We start from the raw sequence: 9,113 nt of genomic DNA, 5'->3' as shown, positions 1-9,113 counted from the left end.
CACTAACCAGGCGGGTAGGCTAAATCGCTGAATGGGCGATCGCTCCACCCTCAGGTCGAGAGTTGGATTTGCCATAAGGGAAATTCTCTGAAAGACAGGGTCTCGGACAAGCTAGGAAATCAATGCCTGTTGTCCATGTCGTCAGTATAGTCAGGGAATTGTGATATTGTCTTTGACTTAGATCAAGAATTTAGGGGTTTTCTGCAACGAGGGTCGCATGTTTGGAGTAGGAGACCGATGTTATCTAAGGTTTAACGTTCGTTAAGCGTTATCCGGGGATTTTAATACCATAGACAGCGAGTTAAACCACTCGTCGGCGGGCTTCACCCCGAATGCTGACAATAGCTTAAAAAGTCCAACGTCACCTCTGCCGCTAAAGGGCGCGAGAAATAAAATCCCTGACCGTAGTTACACTTTAATTGCTCTAAAACCATCAACTGATCAACCGTTTCAATTCCTTCGGCAATGACGGATAGTTTCAAACTCTCCGCGAGTTGAATAATCGTTTGGGCAATTTCTTTATTTCCGGGTAAAGCGCCGCGAGGTGAAATTCGCTCAATAAACGAGCGGTCAATTTTTAAACTATCAACAGAAAACTGATGCAGATAGCTTAACGAGGAGTAGCCCGTGCCAAAGTCATCAATGCTAAACTTGATATTACGGTGTTTCAGTTCTTTTAAAATAGAATTGACTCGTTGAGGATTACTAACAATACTTTCTTCGGTGATTTCCAGTTCCAGGCAATGACCAGAAACGCCTGTTTCTAATAAGATATCGAATATCGTTTCTGTGATATCTTCTCGCAAGAAGTTATGAACGGAGAGATTCGTGGACATGAAAATCGAGTCCGGGACGGCTGCGTTTTCTTGCCAATCCCTCAGTTGGAAACAGGCTTCTCGCAAAACCCAGGTGTCAATCTGACTCATGAGATCGCTATCTTGAGCAGTGGGTAAAAACTCTCCGGGAAGCAATAAGCCACGGCTGGGATGTTCCCAGCGAATTAAGGCTTCTAAACCCGCTACTTTCCGGGTTGCTAGGGAAATAATGGGCTGATAATATAAAACAAACTCACCACGCTCGATCGCCCGCCGTAAGTCGGTTTCCATTTGCAGGCGAATAATGGCTTGAGTGTACATTCTGGGGTCAAAAATCTGTTGGCTGGCTTTCCCTTTCGCTTTGGCTTGATACATGGCGGAATCCGCGTCGCGCAACAGATGTTCAGGCTGTTCGTAATTGGGATGACTCAGCACAATTCCAACGCTGACATTGGTGAAATTTTCCTGACACCCTAACTGAAACGGGTAACTTAACTCCTCTTGAATGGTGTTGGCTAAGGTGAGGGCGCGATCGCCGCTGGGGGTATCCTCTTCGAGTAAAATGGCGAACTCATCTCCCCCGAGTCGCGCTAACATCACCCCTGGCGGTAAACAGGTTTGAATGCGACGGGCCACGGAAATCAGGAGGCGATCGCCCACCACATGGCCTAAGGAATCATTCACCACTTTAAAATGGTCGCAATCTAACAACATCAAGGAAAAATGATGGTCATTATTTTGTTTACTCTGCTCCAAAATTCGACCGAGTTGTTTCATAAACAAAACACGATTCGGTAACTCTGTGAGAGAGTCATGCAATGCCAAATGTAACAGTTGCTCCTGGGCTTCCTGACGAGCAGAAATCTCTTTTTCTAGTTGATGGGTGCGTTGTCGAACTCGATGTTCTAACTCCACATTCAGCTTAAGAATTTCGCTTTTAACAGATTCTAGGGTGATGTGGGTTTCAATACGAGCTAAAACTTCTTCAACATGAAAAGGCTTAGTGATGTAGTCAACTCCTCCGACTTCAAATGCCTTGACTTTATCAATCATGTCATCCAAGGCACTAATAAAAATCACAGGAATATCCTTTGTTTTATCATTTTTCTTAAGACGAGAACAGACCTCATAGCCATCCATCCCCGGCATTTTAACATCCAAAAGAATCAAGTTGATGGGGGCAGCATTGGCAACCCGTAACGCCATGTCTCCTTCTGTGACACTGCGAACTTTATAGCGCTGCTCTGCCAAAGTTCTTGAGAGAAACTTCAAATTTTCAGGAGTATCATCAACAATTAAGATATCTCCTCGATAGGTGTCAGCGTTTGGATGCTCCTGAGTCATAGATGAGGTTCCTTTAAATGTGAATTAGTCCAGGGACGGAAATGAAAGTCTATTTAATAATGTACCATATTGAAATTCATCGACCAATTGGCGAATGGTTTGCCCTAAAGCGGCCTGTTCAGGGGGTAACTCTTGCAAAAGTTCTAAAATTACGTCCTCGTCAGCCAATTCAACGGCATCTTTAAGAGCCTGTCGCCAAGGGATGCTCAGTTGACTGAGACGCTCCACCATCTCAGCCTCAGACAGCAGCGGCGTCGCGTCTAAGGCGTCTGAGTGAAGGGCGGAGTCGTCATAGCCGTACTCAACCCCCAAATACTGGCCAATTTTCTCAAAAATCAGGGATTCCCGGAAGGGTTTGCGTACAAAATCATCACATCCCGCCGACAGAATCACCGATTTTTCATTTTCTAAAGCACTGGCGGTTAAGGCAATAATCACCGTGGCTTGGCCTTCCAAATGAGCTTTAATGCGTTCGGTGGCTTCATAGCCATTCATCTCTGGCATTCGCATATCCATCCAGATCAGATGAGGGTGCCACTGTTGCCATTGAGCGATCGCCTCGCGGCCATTTTCCGCTTCACGCACCTGAAACCCCACAGATTTGAGGAGTTCGACGAGAAACTGACGACTTTCCCAGCGATCGTCCACCACGAGAATGCGATAATCCGGTTGATTAGGCGCCAGACTAACGATGCGTTGCTGCATCGCCGCTGAAAACGGCATCTCCCCAGCGGCGAGTGTCACCGGCGTGATGGGAACGGCAAAATAAAAGCAACTCCCCTGGCCGACGGTACTCTCGACTCGTAGCTGGCCCCCCATCATCTGTACAAATTTTTGACTAATGGCCAGGCCCAACCCGGTTCCAGTATGCTTGTGATGGCTCAAATCGGTTTGCACAAACGCCTCAAAAATCGTTTCTAAGTGTTCTGAGGCGATACCCGGCCCGGTATCCTCTACGGCGATCGCTAAATGAGGTAAACTCGTCTCCTGGGGGGATTGAGAACTGCTATCATCTGGGGTGGCTGAATCGAGGGACACCTGAACTGTGACGCCTCCGTGTTCTGTAAATTTAATGGCGTTACTGAGTAAATTCGTCAAAATCTGTCGTAGTTTCCCCTCGTCGGCTTCGATATATTGAGGAACATCGGCTTGACGCTCGATAGTTAGGGCCAGAAAGGTTTGAGAAGCACGTAGTTGAAACATCCCTTGGATGCTCTCAAGCAGATGGTGCAGATCGAACTGGGTGGGGTTGAGTTGAATATGGCCCGCTTCGATTTTGGACATATCCAAAATCTCGTTAATCAGTTGCAGTAAATGTTCACCACTGTTTTGAATGATCCCTAAATGATGCCGTTGATCGCGATCAAGGGGTCCCTGGCGGGTCATCAGTTGGGTAAAGCCTAAAATAGCATTGAGAGGCGTTCGTAGTTCGTGACTCATGTTGGCCAAAAACTGACTTTTGGAGCGATTCGCCTCTTCTGCGGCTCGCCGAGCGGCTTCGAGTTCAACTTGTCGTTGTTTGGCTTGGGCTAAAAGATTGGCTTGGGCGATCGCAATCCCAATCCGAGATGACACTAACTCCAATAGTCGGATATCATCTTTTGTCCAATGGCGGTAGCGATCGCATTGGTGCAAACTGAGGATACCATTGGCTTTGCCTTGATAGGAGGTGCGAATGCTCAAAACAGATTTGAGATTAAACTCTGCCGAGAATGTCTCTTTCAGTAAAACATCGTCCTGGATATTATCACTAGCCAAGGCGCAATCTTGGGCTAATAGGGTTTGTACATAGTGACTTTCTTGACTCCAAACTCCTGGATTTAAGCAAACTGAATAGCCACAACTACGATATTCCGAACATTGCGGAAAATCCGGGGTTGGATCATCTTGATAAATTTGTAAATGACAGCGATCCACCTGAAACACTGAGGCGATTTCTTGCACCGCTACATTAAAGATGTCGTGAATATCTAAACTTTGACGAATTTGGTAAGTGATTTGATTCAGCAGTTTTTCCTGCTTCAGTTTGCGAGCCAGTCCGTCTTCGGCCCGTTTGCGATCGCTAACATCGGTTCCAATCGAGAGTAGTTCGGCATCTGCACCCACTTGAGTCAGTTGATTCACCCAGCTAATATAAAATGGCTTGCCATCGCGACTCATGTTTTCATTTTCGTTGGATAAAAACCGATTCGGATATTGACAGATTTTCTTGATGAGTTCCTCTAAATTTTGCCCCGATGAGTCCTGTTTAGGAACAATCGTCCCTAAAATTGGTTGTCCGACAAGTTCGGAAACTTTGAAACCAAAAAAGTCAGCGCCAAACTGATTGATAAACTTAATTTTACCCTGTAAATCCCAACGTAAAATAATACAATTTGCCGTTTCAACCAAGGTTCGATACTGTCGTTCACTGGCTTTCAAGGCTTTCTCAGCCTGAACTCGCTCTAACTCCGCTCCGGCACGAGCGGCAAAGATTTTTAGGATTTCCTCATAGTTTTTATCAATGGGAATGGCTTTGGTATCAATAACCGCTAAATGCCCTAAAATTTCCTGAGTGGAACTATAGAGAGGAATCCCAAGGTAACTGACGGCGTTGATGTTTTGTAAATCGCGATCGCCCGGAAACAACTCAGCGACGTTATCGGGATAGTAACAGATATTTCCCCGCAACACTTCCGAACAAGGAGTTCCCTGAATATCATATTCAAGTCGCTCATGCCAGGTGTCTCCTGTCCAATACGCTAAAGAACGCAGACGAGTCTGTTTCGGATTAGCAAACTCACTGACAATGGCATAGCGAACTTGCAAGGCTTCGGCTAAATAGCGAACACAAGCATCAAAAAACGCCTGTCCTGTTTCCGAGGTGGTTCCTTCCACAATCAGTTGTAAAGCGTCGGAATAGTATTTGCGATCGCTAATATCCCGCGCTACCCAAATGACACGAGTTTTGGTCAACGGAGAAATCTGAGCCGAGAAGCAAATTTTTTTTCCAGATATTGTGATATCATAGTCAAAATCGCGCCGTTTTTGCTCCGCTAAAACCTGCTGAATTTGCTTCAGCAAAATCTCACCCGTCTCCGGGTCAAAAAACTGAGAAACCATGTGATCGACCCAGTCACTGCGAGGATCGTCGGCATCATATAACGCACTAAGATGAGTGGGTGCAATATCAATGCCTTGAATTTGTCCAGCTTCGAGTTCAATTTCTAGCACCACATCCATAATGGCCCCAAGAACTCCTCGCAGTTGCCGTTCTGAGGTGGCGAGTTGTTGCGTTAATAACTCGCGATATTGTTGCTCTACCTCAAGTTTTAACTGAAGTTCCTCAAGCTGGGCCTGTTGTTGCCTAATCATGTCTTGGGGAGAGGACTGTTGCATCAGGAAGGACGAGATAACCTATGGCTTACCATAGCAAATCCCCCCGAAAATCTCACGCAAAGCCGGCCTGTTCTGGTATCTGAGAAGAACAGGCCGGTGAGAACTTGGCGGTATTTTCCTGAATTTTGGCTATTGTAGGCGATCGAGAAGGGTTTTGACGCGATCGCGGACCTCATCGCGAACCCGGCGAAAGGTGTCGAGAGGCTGTCCATCGGGGTCATCGAGTTGCCAATCCTCGAAGATCTCTTGCGTCACCCACTCTGGCGGTAAGTTCACCCCGCAGCCACAGAGGGAAATTACCACATCATAGTCCTCAGCGTTGAAGTTACTGAGGGGGTCAGAGGTTTGGCCCGAGATATCGAGGCCCGCTTCCTGCATCACCTCAATGGCCGTGGGATGGACGCGGGAGGCTTCTAAGCCGCAACTGTGAACCTCAACGATTCCCTCGCCGAGGTGACGGGTGAACCCTTCCGCCATCTGAGAGCGGCAGGAGTTGCGTTTGCAGACGAACATGACGTTTTTCATGGAACTCCTAATTAAACGGCTTGTTTGGCGTGTTCTGATGCTTGTTCGCGAGCTTTTCGCTCGCTATAGCGGTCCGTGAGATAGTCTTGATGGTCTCGCAGCAGAACCGTGAATTTGAATAACTCCTCCATCACATCCACCACGCGATCGCGGTAACTCGACTCTTTCATAGTTCCATCCTCATGGAACTCCTGATAAGCCTTGGCCACAGACGACTGATTGGGAATGGTAAACATCCGCATCCAACGGCCCAAAATCCGCATCGTATTGAGGGCATTAAAGGACTGAGACCCGCCACTGACCTGCATCAGAGCCAGAGTCCGCCCCTGAGTGGGACGCACCGCTCCCAAACTCAGGGGAATCCAGTCAATCTGATTTTTCAAAATTCCCGTGACATTGCCGTGCATTTCCGGCGAGGACCAAACTTGTCCCTCCGACCATTGACTCAACTCCCGCAACTCTTGCACTTTGGGGTGAGTCTCGGGGACTTGGCCCCGTAGCGGTAAGTCTCGGGGGTCGAAAAAGCGCACCTCGGCCCCCAGGTCGCTCATAATGCGGGCCGCCTCTTCAGCCAGAAGACGGCTATAAGACCGTTCCCGCAGGGACCCGTAGAGAAAGAGAATTTTAGGTGGACGACCGAAATGTTCCATAGAGCAAAAATTGGTCTAAATAGGATAGGGAACAGGGAATAGGGAACAGGGAACAGGTGAGCAATCCAAAAAATGCGACAATTGAACTAGGACGAAAAATCTCGAATCAGAGCGATACACGTAGAGATTTATAAATTGGCAAAATTGTAGTCCTAGTTCATCTGTCTCGCTTGTCTGTCTAAACTGTCCAGCATTGCCTTAAGATTCCAGGGAATAGTTACGGGTACAGCGAGGGTCTCGTAAGGTGGCTTTGTCTGGTTCTCGGGGGAACCAACCGGCGGTTCGTTGACAGATGCGAACTAGCATCAACATCACCGGAACCTCAATAAGAACCCCGACAACCGTCGCTAAGGCTGCACCGGAGTTGAGGCCAAACAGCATCACCGCCGTAGCAATGGCCACCTCAAAGTGGTTGCTGGCCCCAATCAACGCCGCCGGGGCTGCATCTTCGTAGGAGAGGTTCAGTTTCAACGCCGCCACATAGGCGATGAGGAAAATGAGGTTCGTTTGAATAAACAGCGGCACTGCAATCAGCAAGATATGCAGGGGATTGTTGACAATCAGTTCCCCTTTGAAGGCAAACAGCAAGATTAAGGTCAGCAGTAGGGCAATGATGGATACGGGGCCAAGCCGTTTCAGGAACTTGGTTTCAAACCACTCTCGTCCTTTGTGGCGTAAACTCCAGGTACGGGTGAAATAGCCGGCGATGAGTGGCAATCCCACGTAAATGAGAACCGAGAAGACAATGGTTTGCCAAGGAACGGTTAAGTCGTTGGCCGCTAGAAGCCATTTCCCGAGGGGGGCGTAGAGAAACAGCATGGCCAGGGAGTTGACGGCGACCATCACCAAGGTGTGACCCTGGTTGCTGTAGGAGAGATAGCCCCACATCAGTACCATCGCGGTACAGGGTGCGATACCCAGCAAGATAGTTCCGGCGATGTAGGAGTTGGCCAGGGAGACGTCAACGCCGTTAATTAACTCGGTTCCTTCAATCAGGGGGCGAAAGACGATTCCCAGGAAGAATTGGGAAATTGCCACCATGGTGAAGGGTTTGATGAGCCAGTTCACCACCAGAGTCAGTAAGACGGGTTTGGGGGCTTTGGCGGCTTGGGCGGCTTGGGAGAAGTCAATCTTCACCATGATGGGATACATCATGAAGAAGAGACAGATGGCGATGGGAATTGAGACGTTATAGACGCTGAGGCTGTCGAGTTGGCCGGCGACGTTGGGAAATACTTTCCCGAGGGTGATTCCGGCGATGATACAAAGAAACACCCAAAGGGTGAGATATTTCTCGAAGCGGTTGAGGGTTCCCCCCGCTTGAGGGACTTGGGTTTCGCTAGTCATGGGTGCTAAGGCGAGTTCCACTGAGGGGTGTTTGTTTGTATCATATCAAGTTTTTTTGATACATCAAGTTTTTTTGATGAATGAGTGGCGATGGTGGAGGAACGAAGATTTGTGTCCAAAGCGTCACATCCTTGTCAAGACGGAGTCACATCTGGATGTCACCTTGATCAATAGCGGAAACTACGCTAGAACTGAAACAAGTTTCTGGGGTCATGACCCCAATTGCAAACTCCCCCGTGGAGCAATGACATACAACGAGGATTTTTTTATGCTTAAGCAACTACTGGCTGGAAGCACCCTAATGGGACTGTTACTGTTCGGCGGTGCGTCCACCGTTAGGGCTCAGGGAGGTCAACCCCAACCGGGGCAGGGTCAACCTCAACCGCAGCAGAATCAACCTCAACCGGGGCAGGGCCAGCCTCAACCTCAACCCGGGGGAATGCAACAATCCCCTGAGATGGATGTCAGTGAGTCTGACCTAGAACGGTTCGCTGTAGCAATTCAACAAATCCAGGAAATCGAACAGCAGGCCCAAGCCCAAATGATTGAGGTGATTGAGTCCCAGGGACTCACGGTTGAGCGGTTTAATGAAATCGCCCAAAGTCAGCAAGATCCTTCTATGGAAGGACAGGTTGATGTCTCCGGCGAGGAAGCAGAAATCTTCGACCAGGCCGTTGAACGCATTTCTGGGATTCGTCAGGAAGCAGAAATGGAGATGGAAACTGCGGTTCAACAAGAAGGCTTGGATGTTGAAGAGTTCAACCTGATTTCCCAAGCGGTCCAGCAAGATCCTTCCCTGCAACAACGGGTGATGGAGATGCTGGGGGAATAAGCTTAACCGTACGCTTCGTTTAATCGGTTAAGGAAGCCTGCAACCCCGTTAACATCTGGCGTAGCCCCCGACGCCAGTGGGGTGCAGGCTTATTCAGTATGGCTTCTAACTTTTTCCCGCAGAGGACGGAATAGGCGGGACGTTGAGCGGGGGTGGGATACTCGGCGGTGGTGATGGGAACAACTCGTTTCACCTGTAGGGGAAACCCTAAGGCGGCGGCTT

Annotated in this window: 7 protein-coding genes; 1 reads left to right on the top strand and 6 read right to left on the bottom strand. The window is 48.6% G+C overall.

From position 1 onward, the window contains the following. Positions 1 to 323: 323 nt before the first annotated feature. From R6U67_RS01005 to arsB, 5 genes are all read right to left on the bottom strand, one after another. Positions 324 to 2,159, bottom strand: a complete 1,836-nt coding sequence (locus tag R6U67_RS01005) for an EAL domain-containing protein (protein ID WP_410250810.1) — start codon at positions 2,157 to 2,159, stop codon at positions 324 to 326. Between the two features lie 24 nt (positions 2,160 to 2,183). Continuing rightward, complete coding sequence (locus tag R6U67_RS01000; protein WP_410250809.1) at positions 2,184 to 5,537, bottom strand: ATP-binding protein; 3,354 nt, start codon at positions 5,535 to 5,537, stop codon at positions 2,184 to 2,186. A gap of 129 nt (positions 5,538 to 5,666) precedes the next feature. Continuing rightward, positions 5,667 to 6,062, bottom strand: coding sequence for an arsenate reductase, glutathione/glutaredoxin type (gene arsC / locus R6U67_RS00995; protein ID WP_410250808.1), 396 nt, complete (start codon positions 6,060 to 6,062; stop codon positions 5,667 to 5,669). An 11-nt stretch (positions 6,063 to 6,073) separates the two neighbouring features. After that, positions 6,074 to 6,712, bottom strand: a complete 639-nt coding sequence (gene arsH / locus R6U67_RS00990; protein WP_410250807.1) for an arsenical resistance protein ArsH — start codon at positions 6,710 to 6,712, stop codon at positions 6,074 to 6,076. A gap of 198 nt (positions 6,713 to 6,910) precedes the next feature. After that, positions 6,911 to 8,059, bottom strand: a complete 1,149-nt coding sequence (arsB, locus tag R6U67_RS00985) for an ACR3 family arsenite efflux transporter (RefSeq protein WP_410250806.1) — start codon at positions 8,057 to 8,059, stop codon at positions 6,911 to 6,913. A gap of 268 nt (positions 8,060 to 8,327) precedes the next feature. On the opposite strand from arsB, the gene R6U67_RS00980 reads away from it, so the two are divergent. After that, the gene (locus tag R6U67_RS00980) at positions 8,328 to 8,891 is read left to right on the top strand and encodes a DUF4168 domain-containing protein (RefSeq protein ID WP_410250805.1); all 564 of its coding nucleotides are present in this window, start codon (positions 8,328 to 8,330) and stop codon (positions 8,889 to 8,891) included. A gap of 19 nt (positions 8,892 to 8,910) precedes the next feature. Here R6U67_RS00980 and R6U67_RS00975 read toward each other — a convergent pair. Continuing rightward, the coding region (locus R6U67_RS00975) for a sugar nucleotide-binding protein (RefSeq protein ID WP_410250804.1) at positions 8,911 to 9,113 on the bottom strand (203 nt) is incomplete at its 5' end.

This window comes from Sodalinema sp. (assembly GCF_046483825.1).
In the GTDB taxonomy this organism is placed as follows: domain Bacteria; phylum Cyanobacteriota; class Cyanobacteriia; order Cyanobacteriales; family Geitlerinemataceae; genus Sodalinema.
Note: the sequence above shows the minus strand (reverse complement) of the source record. Positions and strands in the feature narration are given on the sequence as shown.

Excerpts from the sequence above, each read along its gene's own strand:
- R6U67_RS01005 (WP_410250810.1), bottom strand. The coding sequence starts at position 2,159 with ATGACTCAGGAGCATCCAAACGCTGACACCTATCGAGGAGATATCTTA.
- R6U67_RS01000 (WP_410250809.1), bottom strand. The coding sequence starts at position 5,537 with ATGCAACAGTCCTCTCCCCAAGACATGATTAGGCAACAACAGGCCCAG.
- arsC (WP_410250808.1), bottom strand. The coding sequence starts at position 6,062 with ATGAAAAACGTCATGTTCGTCTGCAAACGCAACTCCTGCCGCTCTCAG.
- arsH (WP_410250807.1), bottom strand. The coding sequence starts at position 6,712 with ATGGAACATTTCGGTCGTCCACCTAAAATTCTCTTTCTCTACGGGTCC.
- arsB (WP_410250806.1), bottom strand. The coding sequence starts at position 8,059 with ATGACTAGCGAAACCCAAGTCCCTCAAGCGGGGGGAACCCTCAACCGC.
- R6U67_RS00980 (WP_410250805.1), top strand. The coding sequence starts at position 8,328 with ATGCTTAAGCAACTACTGGCTGGAAGCACCCTAATGGGACTGTTACTG.